We start from the raw sequence: 21,051 nt of genomic DNA, 5'->3' as shown, positions 1-21,051 counted from the left end.
TTTTACTTAAAATCAAGTTATTTTACGTTGTTTCACTATCACGAATAAAACTAACTAGCGTGGGATTAGCAATACGCCGATAGTCTTCGGTATTGAGGATAACTGAGCGTTCAAGTGTGCCAGCATTAAAGGCTAATTCTTCAAAACGGGCAAATAAATAAGGATCAGCAATTAATTTTAGCGAGGGGTGGAAGCTAAAAGGAGGAATGGCGCCAAATACACATTGGGTTAAATCATCCACTTCTTTTGGACTCGCTAATGAGGCTCGCGTTCCGCCAATGGCATGGGCTATTTTGCTTAAATCAGCCTGTTTATCCGCAGGAAGAATAGCTAAAACATGTTGGCGGATCCCATTTCCTTTGACATGGCATACCAGACCTTTTGCACCTTGACCTAATTGGGTTCCTCGTACTTTAGCGACTTCCTCAGATTTACCTGCGGTTGGGTGTTCCATCACACGGTATCTGGCATTATGTTTATCAAGTAACTGGGTTAATTGAATAAAAATAGGGCTTTCTGACACGACGGTTCCTTTTTTATAAAAATAAACAGTTGAGATAGTAGCAAAATTAGATAACAAGCTAAATACCATGGATATTATCTGAAAATTGAAAGAAGCAATGAGCGTGTTTTTAAGTTAATAGCGAAATCATTGCCTAAATAGCATTTTTATTAAAATAGGCTTTCACTTGAATTGATTGACTCAATTAGCTAAACAGTCATTTATAGGTAAGATAATAGGAGGGCTTAGGTCGACGAACAATAATCAGTTCACCTTTTTTATATTGGGTAGCCCACCTTAAGCAGGCTACCGTATTATTATTGATGGCGCTCTTTCAGTCGTTTGATGATAGTGCTTAAATCAAGATCTTGGTCTTGTAAGAGTACCAGCAAGTGATACATCAGATCTGCGGCTTCATTCGTGAGTTCAGCACGATCATTCACGGTGGCAGCTAGTGCGGTCTCAACCCCTTCTTCTCCCACTTTTTGAGCGATACGTTTAGTTCCACTAGCATATAAACGCGCGGTGTAAGAGCTTTCAGGATCTGCTGTTTTACGTGATTTTAGTAAGGTTTCCAGTTCAAATAAGAAGCCCCAATCACTTTGGGCTGGAGCAAAACAGCTTTCAGTGCCCTTGTGACAAGTTGGTCCAATAGGTTGTACTAAGGCGAGCAGGGTATCGCTGTCACAGTCTGGATAGATATCTACCAAATTGAGAAAATGGCCAGACGTTTCCCCTTTGGTCCATAGGCGCTGTTTGGTTCTTGAATAAAAAGTGACCTTGCCACTCTCTAAGGTGGTTTGTAAGGCTTCAGGGTTCATATAACCCAACATTAGTACATCACCAGAGGTGGCGTGTTGTACAACAACAGGCATTAGCCCATCGACTTTTTGCCAAGCAAGTTGGTGACATTGTTCTGTGGTTAACATACTCTAATTTGAACTCCATTTTCTGCAAGGTATTGCTTTAATTCACCGATATTGATGATTTGCTTATGGAACACAGAAGCAGCAAGTGCGCCATCAACGTTTGCATCGCAAAAAGCATCAAGGAAGTGTACTTTTTCACCCGCGCCACCAGAGGCAATTAAAGGCACTTGGCAGATTTCGCGGACTTTTTTCAGTTGTAGCAGATCATAGCCTTGGCGTACACCGTCTTGGTTCATCATGTTTAGAACGATTTCGCCAGCACCGCGTTGTTGAACCTCTTTAACCCAATCTAAGGTTTTCCAGCGGGTTTGTGTGGTGCGCTTTTCATCCCCAGTAAATTGATAAACCAGATAATCTCCGCTGTCATGGTCAAACCAAGTGTCGATACCAACCACAATACATTGAACACCAAAGCGCTCAGCGAGACGGCTAATTAAGGTTGGATCAGACAATGCAGGTGAGTTAATGGAAATTTTATCTGCGCCAAATGACAGGATTTGTGCTGCATCTTCGACACTTTTAATACCACCAGCCACGCAAAACGGGATATCAATGACTTCGGCGACTTTGGAAACCCAACTCTTATCGACCACACGGCCGTCAGATGATGCAGTAATATCATAAAAAACTAATTCATCTGCCCCTTCTTGGGCATAACGCTGGGCGAGCGGCACGATATCACCAATAATTTCATGATTACGGAATTGAACACCTTTAACCACTTGCCCATCACGAACATCCAGACAAGGAATTATGCGTTTTGCCAACATGCGATTGCCTCCGCGACAGTGAATTTACCTTCAAGTAGGGCGCGACCAACAATCACGCCTGCCGCTCCTGATGATGGAATAGCGGCGATATCAGCTAAAGAGCCAATACCCCCTGAAGCTTGAAAAGCAATATCAGGGTATTTTTGACTGATTTCACGATATAAGTTGACATTGGAACCCGCCAAGGTGCCATCTTTCGAAATATCGGTACATAAAACGTGTTTTAGCCCGTATGGCTGATACATCTCAATGGCCTGTTCCAGAGAAAGGTTTGAATTCTCTTGCCAGCCACTGATGGCAATTTCTTTAACGCCTTGTTGATTGATACGAACATCCAGAGCAAGCACGATAGCTTCACCGCCGTAACGTTCAAACCAAGTTTTCACTAATTCGGGTTGCTTGACCGCGGTTGAGCCAATAACCACTCGCGTCGCTCCCGCGTCTAACAGCGCTTTTACGTCTTCTTCAGTGCGGATACCACCGCCAACTTGTACAGGAACACAAACGCCAGCTAATAATTTTTTGAGTAGGGAAATTTGGCGTTTTTGTGGGTCTTTGGCTCCCGTTAAATCGACTAAATGCAGTAATTTCGCCCCTTCTTGCTCATATTGTTGCAGGCGAGGGAGAGGATCATTACCGTATGCCGTTTGCTTGGCATAGTCTCCTTGGTGTAGGCGAACAACATTACCATCAATTAAATCTAAAGCAGGAATGATCATCTCAATTACATCTCCAAAAAGTTTTGGATCAGACGGGAGCCTGCGGCACCCGAACGTTCAGGGTGGAATTGAACCCCGTAAAAGTTATCCTGATTGACAGCACTACTAAATGGGTTCCCATATAAGGTTTGAGCTAGGGTATTGCCTGAAATTGGCATCGAATAGCTATGCACAAAATAGAAGTAGGCATCCTCACGGATCCCTTTGAATAAAGGGTGGCCTGCTAATGCTTTAACTTGGTTCCAGCCACTGTGCGGAACAGGCAAACCGTTCGCATCCATTTTTTTGACCGGGCTATCAATGAGGCCCAGTAATGGGATCAATTCTTTACCTTCTTCACTCACACTGCCCATTAATTGCATACCTAAGCAGATGCCTAAAACAGGTTGAGTCAGCGTTTTAATTAACGGAATGAGTTCACGCTCATTCAGTTGTTCCATGGCGGCACTTGCTGTGCCGACTCCCGGTAGAAACACTTTATCAGCCTGTAAAATCGTCTTAGTATCACGGCTAATTTTTGGGGTGTAACCCAAACGCTTAACGGCGTAAGCGACCGATGACAAATTAGCGCACCCCGTATCAAGGATCACAACATTCATTAGAGAACCCCTTTCGAGCTAGGCAAAGTATCCCCTTCAACACGGATCGCTTGGCGTAAGGTGCGACCAAACACTTTAAATAGGCTCTCTGCTTTATGGTGATCGTTTTTCCCTTTAGTTTTCAGGTGTAACGTACAACCCATCGCATAAGAGAGTGAACTGAAAAAGTGTTCGATCATTTCAGTGCTCAAATCACCAACGCGTTGGTATTTAAATTCTGCTTTGTATTCAAGGTGTGGGCGGCCAGAGATATCTAATGCACAGCGTGCTTGGCACTCATCCATCGGTAGCACAAAGCCAAAACGCGCAATACCACGTTTGTCACCTAGCGCAACACGCAGTGCCTCACCAAGGGCTAAACCTGTATCCTCAACGGTGTGATGGTCGTCTATAAATAGGTCACCTTTAACGTCGATATTTAAACGGAAACCACCGTGAGTCGCGATTTGGTCAAGCATGTGATCAAAGAAGCCAACGCCGGTATTGATTTGGCTACCGCCTTCGCGATCAAGCCAGACTTCGACGCGAATATGGGTCTCTTTTGTGACTCGTTCGACCAAGGCATGACGATCGCGTTTGGTTAACTTATCAGTGATAGCGACCCAATCAAGTGATTCAGGGCTATAACGTAGGCCTTGAATACCCATATTTTCAGCTAATTGGATGTCGGTTTCACGGTCGCCAATCACATAGCTGTTTGCTTTGTCTAATTTACCTTCAACAAGATAATTTTCGACTAAGCCTAACTTTGGCTTGCGGCAGTTGCAGTTATCCGCAGGTTTGTGAGGGCAGATCAGCACTTCATCAAATTGGATACCCTGAGATTCAAAAACCTGCATCATTAAATTATGAGGTGGCTCAAAGTCAGCCGTTGGAAAGCTATCCGTTCCCAAGCCATCTTGGTTAGTGACCATGACTAAACGGTAGTTGGCTTTTTGGAGCGCGAGTAAGCTCGGGATCACCGCTTTTTCAAATGCTAATTTGCTTAGGCTATCGACCTGAAAATCAGTAGGTGGCTCAGTGATTAATGTTCCGTCACGGTCAATAAAAAGTATTTTTTGGCTCATGAATGTTTCCTATTTTCAGGTTTAGCAAAGGGCTTCAATAGCGTCAATAACACGTACATTTTCGGTTTCTGTGCCGATAGTGATACGTAAACAGTTGGCAAGTCCTGGCTGTTTACTTTGATCACGTAAAATAATGCCTTGATCCCACAGGGCTTTAAACACCTTATTGCCGTCAGTAAAGCGCACTAAAATATAGTTAGTTTCGCTTGGGTAAACCTTTTCTACGATAGGCAATGCCTGTAAAGCTTCTGAAAGCGCAATGCGGTTATTGGTGATTGTCGTAACACGGTGTTTCATGGTCGCTATCCCCTCCATATTCAGCGCTTGAGCCGCTATCATCGCCACAGGGGTAGAAAGCGGATAAGGAGCGATCACTTTTAGCAAAACTTCAATAACATCGGGGGCGGCTAATGTGAAGCCACAACGCAGGCCTGCTAGTGCAAATGCTTTTGATAAAGTTCTCAATACGACTAGGTTAGGGTAGTTGTTGAGCCAACTGGCTACGCTATATTGAGGGCAAAATTCAATATAAGCTTCATCAACAACCACTAACGCTCGACCTGCCGCCATTTCAAGGACTTCAACCAGTGCCTTGTTATCAATAATATTGCCGGTTGGATTATTAGGGCTGCAAATATAGATCAGCTTAGTGTTGCTCAAGTTTTCACGAATAGCATCCACATTGAGTGACCAGTCTGGCAGAGCAGGGATCTTCTTCTGTTCGATACCAAAAGTTTCAGCGCTGACACTGTACATGCCATAGGTAGGTGGACAAAACATCACCGCATCTTTACCGGGTTCACAGAAGGCCCGGATCAGCAGCTCGATTGACTCGTCAGCGCCGCGGCAAACTAACACTTGCTCAGGAGAAACCCCTGCATACGCCGCGTAATTGAGGATCACATCGGTAGGCTGGCATTCAGGATAGCGGTTTAAATTACGTTCATTAAACTGAAACTCTGGCGCAATTGGGTATTCATTCGCATTTAACCAAACATCACCACGACCGCCTAAACGGCGAGCAGACATATAGGGTGTCATCTCTTTGACATTGTTACGTGCAAGGCTAGCGGCTTTAAAGGTTTCGCTCATCACTCACTCCTATTTTTGTTTGTTCAGTTCAGTGACACGTAAGGTCACGGCATTTTTGTGAGCCGTTAGGCTTTCTGCTTGCGCTAACGTTTCAATGGTAGTCGCTAACCCTAGAAGCCCTTGAGGCGAGAGTTTTTGCACTGTCATACGTTTCATAAAATCAGCAAGGCCAAGACTTGAATAGGTTGATGTATAACCGTAAGTCGGCAACACGTGGTTAGTTCCAGATGCATAATCTCCCGCGGATTCAGGTGACCAGTCACCAACAAAAATCGATCCCGCACTGGTGATGTCTTCGACTAATTCGTCGGCATTGCGTGTTTGTAGAATTAAATGTTCTGGACCGTAGCGGTTACTTATTTCAACGCACTGTGCAATGGAGTCAGCAATAATGACACGACTGGCACTCAATGCTGCTCTTGCAATATCAGCACGCGATAGCTCTGCAAGCTGTTTTTCCGTTTCATCAATAACACGTTGAGCAAATGTTTGGCTGTCGGTTAACAATATGACTTGTGAATCAGGGCCATGCTCTGCTTGCGATAATAGATCCGCCGCTGTAAAAGCAGGGTTGGCTTGGCTGTCAGCAATGACTAACACTTCTGATGGCCCCGCTGGCATATCAATTGCGGCCCCTTCGTGATCTTGGCTGACTTGGCGTTTGGCCTCTGTCACGTAGGCATTGCCCGGGCCAAAAATTTTATCAACGGCGGGAATACTTTCGGTTCCAAATGCCATAGCGGCAATTGCTTGTGCTCCCCCAACTTGGAAAATATCGGTAATACCGCACAATTTAGCGGCATAGAGTATTTCATCTGCAATAGGTGGCGGTGAGCAAAGGATCACTTGCCGGCAGCCTGCAATATTTGCGGGTGTGCCTAACATCATTACCGTTGAGAGAAGGGGGGCCGAGCCTCCAGGAATATAGAGACCCACGGAATCGATCGGGCGTGTAATTTGTTGGCACACAACCCCAGGTTGAGTTTCAACTTGAATAGCCGCCGGTTTCTGAGCCTCATGAAAACGACGGATATTGCCGATGGCCGTTTGCATCGCAATTTTGATGTTGTCATCAAGGCGTGTTGCGGCTTGTTCAACAGCATCTTGTGAAACACGAATAGTTGAAATAGCTGTTTTATCAAAACGTTGGCTAAATTCGATTAATGCACTATCACCGCGGGCTTTGACCTGTTCAATGATCTGGGTGACAGCAGCGCTAATGTTTGTAGACGCAGCGATGGCAGGGCGTGTCAGTAGCGCTTTTTGTTCATTAGCATGACATGATGACCAGCGAATCGGTTGATTAAATCCCATTTCCATCGGTATTACTCCATCATTTTTTCAATCGGTAGAACCAAAATGGAGCTTGCGCCTAATGCCTTGAGTTTTTCCATGGTTTCCCAGAACAGGGTTTCACTGCTGACCATGTGCATTGCAACACGGTTTTTATCTCCCGCTAAAGGCAACAAAGTAGGGCGCTCTGCACCCGGCAGTAATGCGATAATCTCTTCTAAGCGCTCACTTGGAGCGTGTAGCATAATGTATTTGGATTCGCGGGCTTGGATAACACCTTGAATGCGTGTCATCATGCGATCAATCAGTTGTTGCTTGTCTGCTGAAATTTCCCCGTCTCGTTGGATCAAACAAGCTTTAGAACGATAAATCACTTCGACTTCTTTTAGGCCGTTGGCCTCTAATGTTGCCCCTGTTGAAACAAGGTCACAGATAGCATCGGCAAGACCTGCCCGAGGGGCGACTTCGACAGAGCCGTTTAATAAACAAGATTTAAATTGAATGCCTTTTTCATCGAAGTAACGTTTTAATAAGTTCGGGTAAGAGGTGGCAATACGAGAGCCATTTAAGCACTCTGCACCTGTGTAGTTAAAGTCAAGAGGCGCGGCTAATGATAAGCGACAAGCACCAAAATCAAGGCGACGCAGTGTCTTATAAGCGGGATTATCGCCTTGAGCACGGCGGCTTAATAGCTCCTCTTCAAGGACGTTTTCACCAATGATACCAAGGTCAACGACACCATCCATAACTAGCCCTGGGATATCGTCATCGCGTACACGAAGTAAATCAATAGGCATATTTTCTGCATAAGCAATCAATCGCTGTTGTTGTAAATTGATTTTAATTCCGCAGCGGGCAAGCAGTTCTCGTGAGTCTTCACTTAAACGACCTGATTTTTGAATAGCAATTCTTAACCGTGATTTATCCAACATAATTTTACCCTGCTTATTCTGTAATATATTTTTGATTAATAATAAAAAAACCCTCGGAAGATATTCTTCCGAGGGTTTTCTCTATTTCGCATTTCAGCCACCGGAAGAGTTATTGAACGTCTTCCAGCACACATCGCCCGAAAGACTAATCAGGATGATGGTGATGATGATGGTTGCGAGAAATACGAGTCATAATAGCTTCCGATAATAATATTGTTAGTTGCTTAAACATTCACTACTCATCAACCTATCCGATTTCATCACTAGAATGCAACTCTTTTTTTAAAAATAATCGATAATAATTGGATAGTGCCGTTTTATAGTGAATAATCGCCTGAATAATATATTCGGAAGTTAAAAGGTTTTTCGATAAGCTAAGCAGAATTAAGTTATTGTCGGTATGTAGGGGGGAATGATGAAAAAGGTCGCAATTGTTGGATTAGGGTGGTTAGGGTTACCCCTTGCGAGAGCGTTGTTGGCTGAGGGGATTGAAGTCTCTGGCACAAAAACGACCACGGATGGTATCGCTGCCGCTCGTGCTGTAGGAATTGATTGTTATCATTTGCAGCTCACTCCCGAATTAGTGTGTGATGGTGATGACTTACAGCAATTAATGGAAGAGGCTCAGGCGTTAATTATTTTACTACCGCCTTCAAAAGTGAATGTATCAGCTTATGTCAACGCCATCGAACAGCTTGTTGATACGGCAATAACCTTTCAAATTCCTCGTGTGATTTTTACCTCATCGACTTCTGTTTACGGTAATGCGATTGGTGAAATTGATGAAAATAGCCAGCGACATGCAGAAACCGCGTCAGGGCAAGCCTTGATTGAGGTTGAAAACTGGCTTCATGCACTGCCGAACATTTCAGTGGATATTTTACGGCTAGCGGGGTTGGTAGGAGAAAATCGTCACGCAGGGCGTTTCCTTGCGGGCAAAAAATCCCTAAAAGGAGCAACACAGCCTGTTAATCTTGTTCATCAGGATGATGTGATTGCTGCCATCCTATTATTACTCAGTCAGCCCAAAGGAGGACATATCTATAATTTATGTGCTCCTCAACATCCTCAACGCGCGGATTTCTACCGCCAAGCGTCTCAATCATTAAATTTGGAGGCACCTGAATTTTGCACTGAACCGGCAGAAAACGCAGGGAAAATCGTTAAAGGTGAACGTATCTGTCAAGAACTTGGGTTTGAGTATCAATACCCAAACCCAATGCAGATGCCGATGACTATTTAAGCGGGATCATCACAATTTTTTGGAAAGCAGGACGGGTTGTTAACTGAGAGTACCAACGTTCTAAGTGAGGGAATTCAGGGCGTTCTGTGACGATTTCGTGCCATGGGTAAAACAGTGGAGCAATAGCGATATCAGCGATCCCAAATTGTTGACCGCTAAAATAGGGCTGAGTCGCTAGGGCTTCATCGGCAATTTTGAGCAACTTTTCAATATTGTGATAAATGGTACGTACTGTTTCTGGATCTCGTTCGTCAGGGGAAACGCGGACAATTTTATTCATCATCTGTTTGATATTATCGAACAAACTTCCACATCCCCAATCTAACCATTTGTCGGCAGCAGCCTTTTCTTGAAGGTTTTGTGGGACCAATAAGTGAGAATGATCAAACTTTTCCGTAAGGTATCGTAAAATGGTATTTGATTCCCACAGGGTAAAGTCATCATCCTGTAAAGTTGGAATGGTGCTGTTTGGATTCATTTTTTTATATTCAGGTGTATCAAGCCCCCCAAAAGGGCCGCCAACATCTTTTTGATGATAAGCAACGTTCAATTCTTCAAGGCACCAAAGTACTTTTTTGACGTTTGATGAGTTTTTACGACCCCATACAGTTAACATAGTTTTCCCCATGATTTGATGTTTCGTTGTTTACCCTAATTAAGATAGATGAAATCGTATTATGGGAACAATCTTTATTTGTTGTGTGTAGCTTAATTGTGTAAAAAGCCCTACATTAATAATGAATTAACCGTTTTAGTATTTGTAAAGGAGTAACCGATGAACAAAAAATTTTTCACCTTAAAGGCGCGATACCTAGGAACTGGATTAGGCCTTTTAGTTGCGGTAAGTCATTTTGCTTACGCGGCAGGAACACCGGTTGCTCCACAGGTTGATGCAAAAGCTTTTGTATTGATGGACTACGACAGCGGTAAAATTTTGGCGTCAGGTAATCCAGATGAGCGTTTAGATCCTGCTAGTTTGACGAAAATGATGACCAGCTATGTGGTCGGTCAAGCAATTAAAGCGGGTAAAATCACGCCACAGGATATGGTCACGGTAGGTGTAGATGCGTGGGCAACGGGCAATCCCGTCCTAAAAGGCTCATCACTGATGTTTTTAAAGCCTAAAGATCGTGTCTCGGTATTGGATCTAAATAAAGGGGTCGTTATTCAGTCAGGGAATGATGCCAGTATCGCGCTCGCGGATTATGTCGCTGGTAGCCAAGACTCGTTCGTCAGCTTGATGAATGAATATGTGAAGCAGTTAGGGTTAAAAAATACCCATTTTAAAACAGTGCATGGCCTAGATTCTGAAGGGCAATACAGCACTGCTCGTGATATGGCAATTTTAGCCCAAGCGATGATCCGTGATGTGCCTGATGAGTACGCTTTACATAAAGAAAAAGAGTTTACTTTTAACAAAATCCGTCAACCTAACCGTAACCGTCTGTTATGGAGCCAAAATCTCAATGTTGATGGTGTGAAAACGGGTCATACCAGTGGGGCAGGGCATAATTTAGTTGCTTCCGCGACGGATGGCCCAATGCGTCTGATTTCTGTGGTGCTTGGTGCTCCGAGTGACCGAGTACGTTTTTCGGAAAGTGAAAAATTACTGACATGGGGGTTCCGTTTCTTTGAAACGGTGACTCCAATCAAAGCCGATCAAACATTGCAAACACAGCGCGTTTGGTTTGGTGATAAATCAGAGGTAGCACTTGGCGTTGAAAAAGACACTGCTATCACGATACCAAAAGGCCAGTTACAGAATTTGAAAGTGAGTTATACGCTGACGAATCCATCAATTGAAGCACCACTGGCTAAAAATCAAGCGGTTGGAACAGTCAATTTTATCTTAAACGATCAAATTGTTGAACAGCGTCCACTCGTGGTCAAAGAATCAGTTGAAGAAGCGGGCTTCTTTGGGCGTATTTGGGACTATATCGTAAAAACGGTCAGTGGCTGGTGGAATGCTATTTTTGGTTAAATTCTGATTAAAAGCACGCTGAGGTGGCGCTGTTGCAAAGCTCAATTAGCCGATGGTGAACAATTAACGATTGGATTGCTGAGGCTTTTTTGTTAGATGTGTGCAACGGTCACCATATTATTTTTGAATGGTGTGCTGGTGTTGTAAGTACAGCACCAGCAACTCCCCTGTAACTCATTCTATGTATTCGCCTTTCATTAAATGTGGCCGTTTGGGCCGTTACCGAACGCAATAATAAAATGACTTAATGCTTGTTTCCCGTATTGGATCAGCATGCTCCATTTTTTAGAGGCCGACTCAATCACTAAATAAATCACTCTACGTACAGAATCATCGTTCAGGAAGAGTTTGCGTTTCTGAATTGCATGGCGGGTGAACGATATAATACGAGGATGTGAGGGCCTTAAGGCACTTAGGTATAATCTTGGATTGAAAAACGCTATTTTACAAATGAAAGATTATTAACTTATCGTAATTTTGAATATTTAAATAGAGTTAGTCTTAATTTATAATTATTTTTTACAGATAAACTTCAATTGCAATATTTTATTTTTAATTCAATAATTATATTAATCGTTTGGTGTTTAATTATTTTTATGAATGTAATTTATTCAATGGAATTGCCAAACCGATATGAAGTATTTTATTTATAAATGGATTTAATTAGTGTATTTAATACGGAGAATGATATTTATGGCTATGACAATTGAAGAAAGAAAAGCACAGCTAGAAAGAAAACAAACAACACAAGGATTGGGTGAGAACACGACAATAGGCGGAGATGCTACTAATCATGGCCGTAATAAAGGCATTATTGAAGGTGGCTTAGCTCACGATGGTGGGTTAGGTAATGGTAGAATTAAAGGTGGTAGCTCAATTAATAATAACCATAATGAAGATATTATTGAAGCTGGAGCCGCCATTAATCATGGTAAAAACAATGGTGATATCGGTGGGGGTCATAGCAGTAATTATGGTATAAACAAAAATACGTTAAAAGGCGGTTTAGCGAATAACGAATTTGGTTCGGTTAATACAAAATACTCTTATTTAAAAGGGGGGGATGCCGTCAGGGAACTACAGCACTGTGTAGAAACTTATGATGGAAATCAAAAGCAGCTTAAAGCGATGAAAGACGATTTTGCCAAAATAAAAGAAAGTTTCAGTGATATGCAAGCTGATGGTAGCGCGCTATCTCAATCGGAAAAAGATAGATATGAGACATTACTAAAAGAAAAAAATGAGGAAATTAAAAAATTAAATGAAGTTATAAGTAGTGACCTTGAGAAAATTGATAATTTGGTATCTCAATTGTCTGATAAAGATCAAGAGATAAAATCGATGGCAATAAAAATAAAACAAGCTATCGAAGATAAAAATAAACTTGAAGAGAGACTTGTTGATATCAATAAAAAAATAATTAAAGCAAATGACCGTATTGAAGCATTACAGTCGGATATCCATAATAAGGAATCTAAAATTGCTGAGTTAGAGCAGCAATTAAATGACGATTGTGCTAATAAAGAAGAGCTCAATAAAGCGATTGCATCATTGAAAAAAGAACTTAATGATACACAAGACAAATTAGAAAATAACCAATCCTTAATTTCAAAAAGAGAAGAAACCATTTCTCGTTTGAATATTAAAATCACCAAAATGGAAACAGAATACAGCCAAAAACAGCAGGAGTTTGGTAAAAAACTGGAAGTTCTTTTAGAGCAAATAGCTTCACTGGCTAATGAAGGTAAAGAAGAGCTATCGGATTCTATAGTGACGACGAGCAGCAAAACTACCACAGTGACAATTTCAAATACTGCCGATCCATTGGGGGATATTAAAGAGCAAATGGCTCCTGCTGTGACGGGCGGTAATGCTGAAAACCTAGGTATAAACTCAGGTACTATTAAAGCAGGCGATAGCAATAGCCAATCTATGGTGATGAAGAATGAGATAAATATTAATGTAGATGGTAAGGCGGACACGGTTGTAAGTACATTGAGAGAGTCAATCAGTTCAATGGGGAGTAGAATCGAAGGCGTTGCAAACGGCATTGTAAATGAGGTGAAGCAAAGAGCACAATCGGTATCGATGCTGGTTAAATCAGATATCGCGTAATCATAATAAAATTAACGAAACACAGGAGTCAGTATATTGCTGACTCCTGTTTTTTTATGACTTTAGCCAGTTTAAGTCGCGTTAACGTCTTAAACATAAAACCACCCGCTTTGCGGGTGGTTATGATTGCCTGAAACCTGCATCTATCCTAGTATTTACGTACTTAACTAAAATATGGTGATGTATGAAAAAGGGGTTGGTGTTAGGAATTTTTGCTGTCTCATTGGCTGGCTGCGGTGGGAAAGATGTAACGTATGATGGAGAATACGTCTGTATTATAGATCAGGATATAAACCGTGCTGCGGATCTAACGGGTAATGAATATGAATTCCCTAGTAATTTGTCAGAAGCCGTCATTGTGATTGACAATAGAGTAGTTACAGTAAAGGGAATGAATCTTGGAGATTATGTAACTCCAAGGCTTGAAGAGAAAAAAGGGAAAGAGGGTGATGAACTGTTCTATGATAAAGATGATGTTCATATTGGTTATATGAAAAGGTTAGGGATACTTTCATTCAGACTTCCTGACGGAAGCGGTCAAGTTTTAACAGGATGTAAAAGTAAATAACCTGAACTCGGGATAAGAAAAACAGAAAAGAAAGGAACTAAAAGCGGGAGTAAAAGTGGTTATTGATGCAGGGGGCGAATTAACCTTACAGGCAGCAGGGAACTTTGTTAAGATTGATGCTGGCGGAATTACATCTAGTAAAATGATTAATTTTGGTACTGGGGCACCTTCAAGTGGTGGGGGGGAAGGACAATTACCTGATGTTGTGAAAATATTAGGGACTTCAATCCCACAAAGTTCATTACCTGATATTCCTTTTATTCCTGAGAAAATATGTATTAGCTGTTTGATAAAAGCGGAAGAATATGGTGAAATTCTTGTGAAAAGGGAAAATAATGTATGATACCTAGAACTATGCATTTTTATTCTTTTTTTAAAGAATATCCTCAATATTGTAATGAGGATACAATTATACTTTTTTCTCTCACAACACGACAAAGTTGAACGGGTATGTTAAGTCAAAACGATTGGGGATTTAAAGGGGAAATAGTTACGTTTTTGTTCATCCATACTATGCCTGCTTTATGATAAGATTTCTCATATTAAAAGCAGGCATATAAAGTGACATTACTGTCGATTAAAAACAGGGTAATTATTCACAATGCGCCAATTTAATTGCTAGACCACCTTGTGACGTTTCACGATATTTGGCATTAATATCTTTACCCGTTTCATACATGGTTTCGATAACCTTATCTAAGCAAACTCGCGGGTCACTCACACGGCGTAATGCCATGCGTGCCGCGTTGACCGCTTTTACTGCGGCTATTGCATTACGTTCGATACAAGGCACTTGAACTTGTCCGCCAACAGGGTCACAAGTCAAGCCAAGGTTATGCTCCATCGCGATTTCTGCTGCTACACAAACTTGTTCTGGACTTCCTCCCATCAACTCGGCAAGGCCTGCTGCTGCCATTGAACAAGCGACACCGACCTCACCTTGGCAACCAACTTCTGCACCAGAGATAGAGGCATTCATTTTGTATAATGAGCCGATAACACCTGATACTAAGAAATAGCGAGTATAGGAGTTCTCATTTACAGGACGAATAAATTTGTCATAGTAAGCTAAAACGGCAGGGATAATGCCACATGCGCCATTAGTTGGCGCGGTGACAACACGGCCTCCCGCAGCATTCTCTTCGTTGACGGCTAAGGCGAACATATTGATCCAGTCAATTACTGCCATTGGGTCAATATTGGTATTATCGCTAGTCACAAGTTGACGGCGTAATGCTGCGGCACGACGAGGTACTCGTAGTGGCCCCGGTAATAACCCTTCGGTGGTGACGCCACGCTCAATACCCGCCTTCATGACATCCCAGACAGCCGCTAAATATTGATGGATTTCTTCTTTACTGTGTATGGCTAACTCATTTTGCATCACGAGAGCAGAAAGGGATAGGCCTGTCTCTTTACAATGCTTTTGTAAATCTGCTGCATATTTATAGGGATAGGGAACTTGTACTGATTGTTCAGTCGATTGACCAAAATGCTCCTCATCGACAATAAAACCCCCACCGATAGAGTAGTAGGTCTTTTTGTAGATCACGTTATTATCGGCATTAAATGCACTAATGGTCATGCCATTTTCATGTAAAGGTAAATTGGTTGAATGGAAATTCATCCCGCCTTCAATGGGGAAGTCAACCTCATGCTGCCCTTGAGCCAACAGCAATTTACCACTTTGCTCAACGTGACGGATAAAGTTGGGTATGGCATCAATATCAACAGTATCAGGTAAGTTACCAGCGAGACCCATAATAATCGCGATATCAGTTGCGTGTCCTTTCCCTGTCAATGATAAAGAACCATAGACATCAACCGCAATTCGTGAGGTGGCTGTCAGAAGGTTTTGTTGGATTAAATCCTCAACAAATTGTTTACCCGCTTTCATCGGGCCGACGGTGTGGGAGCTAGATGGACCAATACCAATCTTGAAGATATCAAATACGCTAATCATATTCAGCGCTTCCTATATAAAGTCTTAATTTCTTAGGCATGTGATGCCGTATCTTCCGGCATCTTATTTGAGAAGGGGAGGCATACCCGCCGGAGTGGATCCCGCCTCCCGATAAAGGCTGACTTAGAAGAACAACTTATAAGTTGCGGCTGAGATAGCAATCAAACCCATGATAACGATAAATGCATTGCTTAACTTACCTGAGTACTTACGCATTGCTGGAACTTTACTGATAGCATACATAGGCATTAAGAACAGTAAGATAGCAATGATTGGGCCACCTAGACTTTCGATGATATCCAGTACGCCAGGGTTTAATGTTGCCACTAACCAAGTGGTGACTAACATGAAGATAGCTGTACCACGATTCAATTTACGAACGTCAATTGTTTTGCCTTTCGCACGATAAGCGCGCTCAACGAGGCCATTAAAGCCTTCTCGTGCACCTAAATAGTGTCCGAGGAATGATTTAATTATAGCAACGAAAGCGATAATTGCGGCAGCAAATTTGATGAAAGGTTGATCAAAGTAACCAGATAAGTAGTCAAGGATACTAATGTTCAGTTTTTTTGCTTGAGCCAAATCTGCCGAAGACAGGGTGAACACGCAGCTAAACACAAAGAACATAACAGTGAATACCATTAAGATGTGTGCAGATGCGAGGATACGTGAGCATTTTTGTTCAGCCTGTGCACCATATTCTTCACGCTTCGCTACAGAGAACGCTGAAATGATAGGTGAATGGTTGAATGCGAACACCATAACAGGAATGGTTAACCAGATAGTTACCCAGATACTCTGACCACCACTGTGTTTTGCCGCTTCTGTGATGCCCTCTATGGTTAAGGTATCAAGTACCGCACCATTCCAATGGGGGATCATATATAAAGAGAAAGCGAGTAGCACGGCGATAAATGGGAACACCAGCATACTCATCACTTTAACAATATATTTTTCACCGAATGCCACAATGGCCATGATGCCACCCACCAAAACCAACGCTAGCAACCAACGTGGTGGTGCGGTAAAGCCCATGAGTTCTGTCAGGAATTTGTGCACATTATTGGTGATAGAAACACCATACACCAAGAGGATTGGATAAATTGCAAAGAAATAGAGCAGGGTGATCCAGTTACCCGCAGTACGTCCAAAATGTTCTTCAACCACTTCAGTGATATCACCTTCAGGCTTTGAACCTGAAAGAACAAAGCGTGTTAAACCACGGTGAGCGAAGAAGGTCATTGGAAAAGCGAGTACTAACATCAACAGGACGGGAAGTAGGCCGCTCATTCCTGCATTAATAGGTAGGAACAAGACTCCAGCACCGATAGCTGTACCATATAAACCAAGCATCCATACAGTATCTGTTTTACGCCAAGCAAGGGCATTTCCAATTTGCGAGGCTGTTTTATCGATGGAACCAACTCGAGTTGTATCCATAATAGTCTCCGAAATAAAAGTCAAAAAATAGGCATCTCGGTGAAGGCATAAGCCATCACTGATGTTTTAATCTTTTGGTACGAACAAATTATCGCCAAATATAATGTGCAGTTTTGTTTCTACCTAACAATCTGATTGGAAATAAATATAAAACTGATAGTAAATTTATTTTCAATCAGTTTTGTTAGTTTTGTAGGTAGATTTGATAAACCACTTTTGATGGTGCAAATGTACCTATTTTTAGTATAAATCACCGTGATCATACTCTCAAAAGAGAAAAATGTCTTTAACGTGATTATTTTTCGATTTTTATAAAATTGTTAAGAAATTTACCTTAAGATTAATAAGGGGAGGGAAGCTTTTAATATCGGAGAATAACCAATGGAGAGTAGTTATGTGTCAATTTATATTTGTGTGGAGGAATATTATTATATTAATGAATAGAATGGATTTATTGAAGTAGTAGGAAAATGAATTAAATCCAGAAATTAATATTGAATCAAAACCAATTATACACTGTTTTTGAGTTATTTAACTTGTTGTTTTTAATGTGTTTATTTTGTTTTGTTATAGTTGTTTACTTAGTGATTAATTATTATTTTTTTAGTTTTTTTATTCTAAAGACATTAATGAATAATAAGATGGTTTAAAGAGCGGTTGAATACTTATTTTTCGAAGGAAAAAATAATTAAAAAGCGTAACAAAATATTTGTTAATTAAATGTTGTTTATTCTGGTGGTGAAAAGGCTTTTTTATTCATTTTTAGAATGGAAAAATAAAACTAAATATTGATTCAACGCAAAATTTAAATTGTTTAAGTACTGGCGTAAATAACGCCAGTACTGATTAATGAAAAAATTAGGGTTGTACCCAGCCTTTGCGAATAAGAACTGAAAATATGATTTGGTAAAGATGTGTGAGCGGGGCTTGGATTTTATGGCCGATAAGTCCCCAAAGAATTTGGGCTAAACCACACGCGATAAGACCCAAGATAAATGCCCCTATCATATCTAAAGGCCAGTGGACGCCTAAATAGATACGTGACCATGCAATTGCAATAGCGGGAACGAGCATCAATAAACCAACCCATGTTCTTAGCCAGAACAAAAATGCGAAAACAAAGGTAAAGACGATAGTACCGTGATTGCTAGGGAAAGAAGCGGTTGGCTCGTGCTCAAGGAAATTGGTGCCTATTCCCATAACAAAAGGGCGTTCATGAGGTGCAACTAAGCCAATCAACCATGAAATAAACAGACCGATCACTAAGGCGTATGCTGTTTTGCAGACGAATGCTCTTTGGCGGGTCATATCCTGTTTGGCACCCCATAACCAGCATGCCGCAGTAAACAGAGGGAAAAGGAGAATTAAGCGTTTAGCGATAACGGTTGCAAGTGCGATAGTACCACTTGCAGACGCTGGGGCCGCATTAATGAGATTAAAGAGATCTTGATTAAGTTGTTCCAGCACGGGTGTATACCTCAGAAAATGGGTGATAAATAAGACGATAAAGCGAGAGAGTAAAGTCTCTTACATGGCAGGTAAAGTGCCTTTATCTTAATATTACTTAAATAGAGCGATAAGTTGACGTTTTGTTGATGATTTACTCAATAGCGATAAGACAAATTTAAGGTGCGATAAAGGAATAGCTTATGTGGTTTCAAAAAGAGATAAGATTAACAGCAAAAAGCAGAGGGTTTCATCTAGTGACCGATGAGTTGTTACAACAGCTTCCTGAGTTGAAACAGATCCAAGTTGGGCTGCTGAATATCTTTATTCAACATACATCGGCTTCACTGACAATCAATGAAAATGCAGACTATACGGTAAGACAGGATTTTGAAAGCTTCTTTAACCATGCTGTTCCTGAAGATGAGCCTTATTATCAGCATAACTATGAAGGAAGTGATGATATGCCTGCCCATCTTAAAGCGAGTATTTTAGGCGCGAGTTTGGTTATTCCTGTGAGTCGAGGACGTCTGAACATGGGGACATGGCAAGGAATTTACCTATGTGAACATCGAAATTATGGTGGGGAACGCAAAATAGTTCTGACATTGCAAGGGGAATAGAACGGTTAAGCAATAAAAAACCCGATAGCGATAAAACGTAAGTTGGCTATCGGGCTCCTCAATATGGGGACATCAAAGAAAAGCAGTGGCATAAATTAAGACCCCCCCTAAATAAGAAAGTTCGCATAGAGAAAAAAAATTTGCTTTATTTTTTAGCAATGGGAAGGAAATAGCACAAATTGAGAAAGGAAGCGACTCGGATTAGAGACTGAGCCGCCCATGGGGATTATTGCTTATTTATAGAGATCGAGGTGCTCTTTTGCGTAAGCTTCGAAATCAGTGCAGCCGCCGATGTGTTTCTCATCGATAAAAATTTGTGGCACAGTCAGCACTTCTTTACCGACTGTTTTAGATAGATCTTCTTTGGTGAGGCCTTCTGCTTGAATATCGACGTAGCGGTAGTCAAAGTCATCGCGGTCATTTTTCAGTTTTTCAGCTAACTCTTTAGCACGAACACAGTATGGGCAGCCAGGGCGACCAAAAATCACAGTGTACATAGTATCTCCTATAAGACTAACACAGTTTTTTTATCCACAATGCCCAATACTATGCCTCCATACTCGTCATACTTCAAGATGCAGCTTTATTGATTTGTCTTTGTCACCGTGCACTTATTGAGGGGAATAATAAGGTGAATGATTTGCCAGACAATAAGCTAGAAATAAATGGTGATTTTACCTTTTGCTAGTATAGCTCTGATGCAGAATCCGCTAGTATATGGGGTATACTGCATCGCTAAACAATACCCCGTTGTAGTGCTGTTTATTCGGTTGGGGGTATATAGTTATTGTTCTAGAAGGGGACTTGATGAATAAGAAACCACAGCGAGAAATGCGTTCGCTATCCGATCTCCCTAAGCCGATTCTCATCTTAGAAGCAGTAGGGATTTTACTGCTTATTGTTGTCTTACTTGCGATGAATGGCTATCTGACCTTACCTGAGCCATTGATGCAGAAAAATGTTTTAGTCGCGATTGTTATGGTTGGGATTGGTTGCTTGATACCAGCCACTATCAATATTGTTTGGCGAGCGATACATGGATTAAGCTTTCTTGGTATTGATAATCAAAACTCATCTAGGCCGGGAAGAAAGAAAAAGCAAGATGACGATGATGATAAAGAGGAGAAAAAGGGGGAGTGAGCATGGTTTTACTGGTGTTTTCACCACCAATGTGTGAAAATTATCCGCTTTTCTAGCCAAAAAAATTCGGTTTGGTTAGGTAAGTGTTATTCTATTAGTTTTTATTTGAGTTGAAGAAGGTTATTACCCATGGATTCTATTTGTTACCCTGACATATCACAGCTTCGTGAATGGCTTGATCAACTCAAAACCTCTTATTTCGAGTGTGATTCTTGTGCTGCTCTACATTTGCCGCATATGCAAAATATAGAGGGCATTTTTGATGCCAAACTCGACATTATTAATAATGTTCTTGTCCTTTCCGCTCTGGCGGAGCTTAAGCCAACGGCGATCGTGACTTTAGTGGCCAATATCAGCCAAATCAACGCTAGCTCACTGACAGCCAAAGTCTTTCTTGAAATTAATAATGAAAACTTACCTAAGTTAATCGTCAGCCAATCCTTCTCGCTTGAAGCTGGGATGACTTATCGCCAATTTTGCCATTTCTTACAGCAAGCAGAAGATCAAATATCATCGATCATTTTTGAAATTTATAGCAATAATTTGTTGTATTCGAACCAAGATGAGTTTGATGAAGAAACTGTTGACCTTGATATTGATGATAACCCTTCCGTAACGCTCCATTAAAT

General features: G+C 41.5%; 22 protein-coding genes, 1 pseudogene and 1 other annotated feature. Of the genes and pseudogenes, 8 read left to right on the top strand and 15 right to left on the bottom strand.

The genetic code is table 11. The features are described 5' to 3' along the window. Nucleotides 1-22: 22 nt before the first annotated feature. The 9 genes from PR675_RS01100 to hisG form a co-directional block, all read right to left on the bottom strand. A complete protein-coding gene (locus PR675_RS01100) occupies nucleotides 23-454 on the bottom strand; it encodes a YbaK/EbsC family protein (RefSeq protein WP_223854886.1) in 432 nt (143 codons plus the stop codon). Between the two features lie 365 nt (nucleotides 455-819). Next, a complete protein-coding gene (hisIE, locus tag PR675_RS01095; RefSeq protein ID WP_004918003.1) occupies nucleotides 820-1,431 on the bottom strand; it encodes a bifunctional phosphoribosyl-AMP cyclohydrolase/phosphoribosyl-ATP diphosphatase HisIE in 612 nt (203 codons plus the stop codon). Then, on the bottom strand, nucleotides 1,425-2,201 hold the full coding sequence (hisF, locus tag PR675_RS01090) for an imidazole glycerol phosphate synthase subunit HisF (RefSeq protein WP_004918004.1): 777 nt from the start codon (nucleotides 2,199-2,201) through the stop codon (nucleotides 1,425-1,427). The genes hisIE and hisF overlap by 7 nt, the downstream gene beginning before the upstream one ends. Next, entirely contained in the window at nucleotides 2,183-2,920 is a 738-nt protein-coding gene (gene hisA / locus PR675_RS01085) for a 1-(5-phosphoribosyl)-5-[(5-phosphoribosylamino)methylideneamino]imidazole-4-carboxamide isomerase (RefSeq protein WP_004918006.1), read from the bottom strand. The genes hisF and hisA overlap by 19 nt, the downstream gene beginning before the upstream one ends. 5 nt (nucleotides 2,921-2,925) lie before the next feature. Further along, nucleotides 2,926-3,519 carry an imidazole glycerol phosphate synthase subunit HisH gene (hisH, locus tag PR675_RS01080; protein ID WP_060560687.1) on the bottom strand — a complete coding sequence of 198 codons (594 nt, stop codon included), beginning with the start codon at nucleotides 3,517-3,519 and terminating at the stop codon, nucleotides 2,926-2,928. Further along, the gene (gene hisB / locus PR675_RS01075) at nucleotides 3,519-4,586 is read right to left on the bottom strand and encodes a bifunctional histidinol-phosphatase/imidazoleglycerol-phosphate dehydratase HisB (RefSeq protein ID WP_004918009.1); all 1,068 of its coding nucleotides are present in this window, start codon (nucleotides 4,584-4,586) and stop codon (nucleotides 3,519-3,521) included. Before hisB ends, hisH begins: the two co-directional genes overlap by 1 nt. Before the next feature lie 21 nt (nucleotides 4,587-4,607). Next, entirely contained in the window at nucleotides 4,608-5,678 is a 1,071-nt protein-coding gene (gene hisC / locus PR675_RS01070) for a histidinol-phosphate transaminase (RefSeq protein ID WP_004918010.1), read from the bottom strand. Between the two features lie 9 nt (nucleotides 5,679-5,687). Further along, nucleotides 5,688-6,998, bottom strand: coding sequence for a histidinol dehydrogenase (hisD, locus tag PR675_RS01065; RefSeq protein ID WP_004918012.1), 1,311 nt, complete (start codon nucleotides 6,996-6,998; stop codon nucleotides 5,688-5,690). A 5-nt stretch (nucleotides 6,999-7,003) separates the two neighbouring features. Then, the gene (gene hisG, locus PR675_RS01060) at nucleotides 7,004-7,903 is read right to left on the bottom strand and encodes an ATP phosphoribosyltransferase (RefSeq protein ID WP_004918014.1); all 900 of its coding nucleotides are present in this window, start codon (nucleotides 7,901-7,903) and stop codon (nucleotides 7,004-7,006) included. Between the two features lie 41 nt (nucleotides 7,904-7,944). Further along, nucleotides 7,945-8,073: a sequence feature (His leader region), on the bottom strand. 245 nt (nucleotides 8,074-8,318) lie between these two features. On the opposite strand from hisG, the gene PR675_RS01055 reads away from it, so the two are divergent. Then, a complete protein-coding gene (locus PR675_RS01055; RefSeq protein ID WP_060560688.1) occupies nucleotides 8,319-9,146 on the top strand; it encodes an SDR family oxidoreductase in 828 nt (275 codons plus the stop codon). Here the strand turns inward: PR675_RS01055 and PR675_RS01050 are convergent. Then, nucleotides 9,139-9,762 carry a glutathione S-transferase family protein gene (locus tag PR675_RS01050; protein ID WP_014657819.1) on the bottom strand — a complete coding sequence of 208 codons (624 nt, stop codon included), beginning with the start codon at nucleotides 9,760-9,762 and terminating at the stop codon, nucleotides 9,139-9,141. The two genes, PR675_RS01055 and PR675_RS01050, sit on opposite strands and share 8 nt — an antisense overlap. 159 nt (nucleotides 9,763-9,921) lie before the next feature. Here PR675_RS01050 and PR675_RS01045 point away from each other — a divergent pair, with 159 nt between their 5' ends. After that, on the top strand, nucleotides 9,922-11,127 hold the full coding sequence (locus PR675_RS01045; RefSeq protein WP_004918021.1) for a serine hydrolase: 1,206 nt from the start codon (nucleotides 9,922-9,924) through the stop codon (nucleotides 11,125-11,127). A gap of 197 nt (nucleotides 11,128-11,324) precedes the next feature. Here the strand turns inward: PR675_RS01045 and PR675_RS01040 are convergent. Further along, a pseudogene (locus PR675_RS01040) lies at nucleotides 11,325-11,507 on the bottom strand (IS256 family transposase); the annotation flags it as partial. Nucleotides 11,508-11,820: 313 nt separating this feature from the next. On the opposite strand from PR675_RS01040, the gene PR675_RS01035 reads away from it, so the two are divergent. From PR675_RS01035 to PR675_RS01025, 3 genes are all read left to right on the top strand, one after another. Further along, nucleotides 11,821-13,242, top strand: a complete 1,422-nt coding sequence (locus PR675_RS01035) for a hypothetical protein (protein WP_042116421.1) — start codon at nucleotides 11,821-11,823, stop codon at nucleotides 13,240-13,242. A gap of 184 nt (nucleotides 13,243-13,426) precedes the next feature. Continuing rightward, nucleotides 13,427-13,810 carry a hypothetical protein gene (locus tag PR675_RS01030; protein ID WP_004918027.1) on the top strand — a complete coding sequence of 128 codons (384 nt, stop codon included), beginning with the start codon at nucleotides 13,427-13,429 and terminating at the stop codon, nucleotides 13,808-13,810. 55 nt (nucleotides 13,811-13,865) lie between these two features. Further along, entirely contained in the window at nucleotides 13,866-14,153 is a 288-nt protein-coding gene (locus tag PR675_RS01025; protein WP_004918029.1) for a hypothetical protein, read from the top strand. Between the two features lie 249 nt (nucleotides 14,154-14,402). Here PR675_RS01025 and PR675_RS01020 read toward each other — a convergent pair whose 3' ends face one another. The 3 genes from PR675_RS01020 to ybjG form a co-directional block, all read right to left on the bottom strand. Next, nucleotides 14,403-15,773, bottom strand: coding sequence for an L-serine ammonia-lyase (locus tag PR675_RS01020; protein ID WP_036943586.1), 1,371 nt, complete (start codon nucleotides 15,771-15,773; stop codon nucleotides 14,403-14,405). A gap of 123 nt (nucleotides 15,774-15,896) precedes the next feature. Continuing rightward, entirely contained in the window at nucleotides 15,897-17,213 is a 1,317-nt protein-coding gene (locus tag PR675_RS01015; RefSeq protein ID WP_014657823.1) for a serine/threonine transporter, read from the bottom strand. A gap of 858 nt (nucleotides 17,214-18,071) precedes the next feature. After that, nucleotides 18,072-18,680: an undecaprenyl-diphosphate phosphatase gene (gene ybjG, locus PR675_RS01010; RefSeq protein ID WP_004918034.1), complete on the bottom strand. Its 609-nt coding sequence runs from the start codon at nucleotides 18,678-18,680 to the stop codon at nucleotides 18,072-18,074. A gap of 182 nt (nucleotides 18,681-18,862) precedes the next feature. Here ybjG and PR675_RS01005 point away from each other — a divergent pair, with 182 nt between their 5' ends. Beyond that, nucleotides 18,863-19,282, top strand: coding sequence for a secondary thiamine-phosphate synthase enzyme YjbQ (locus tag PR675_RS01005; RefSeq protein WP_004918036.1), 420 nt, complete (start codon nucleotides 18,863-18,865; stop codon nucleotides 19,280-19,282). Between the two features lie 233 nt (nucleotides 19,283-19,515). Here the strand turns inward: PR675_RS01005 and PR675_RS01000 are convergent, their stop codons facing one another. Beyond that, nucleotides 19,516-19,779 carry a GrxA family glutaredoxin gene (locus PR675_RS01000; protein WP_004918038.1) on the bottom strand — a complete coding sequence of 88 codons (264 nt, stop codon included), beginning with the start codon at nucleotides 19,777-19,779 and terminating at the stop codon, nucleotides 19,516-19,518. 310 nt (nucleotides 19,780-20,089) lie between these two features. Between PR675_RS01000 and PR675_RS00995 the strand changes: the two genes are divergently transcribed. Then, nucleotides 20,090-20,422, top strand: coding sequence for a DUF1418 family protein (locus PR675_RS00995; protein WP_004918040.1), 333 nt, complete (start codon nucleotides 20,090-20,092; stop codon nucleotides 20,420-20,422). Nucleotides 20,423-20,551: 129 nt separating this feature from the next. Continuing rightward, nucleotides 20,552-21,049 carry a YbjN domain-containing protein gene (locus tag PR675_RS00990; protein ID WP_004918042.1) on the top strand — a complete coding sequence of 166 codons (498 nt, stop codon included), beginning with the start codon at nucleotides 20,552-20,554 and terminating at the stop codon, nucleotides 21,047-21,049. Nucleotides 21,050-21,051: the final 2 nt, after the last annotated feature.

It is taken from the genome of Providencia sp. PROV261, from assembly GCF_028477945.1.
GTDB classification, from domain to species: Bacteria; Pseudomonadota; Gammaproteobacteria; order Enterobacterales; family Enterobacteriaceae; genus Providencia; species Providencia stuartii.
Note: the sequence above shows the minus strand (reverse complement) of the source record. Positions and strands in the feature narration are given on the sequence as shown.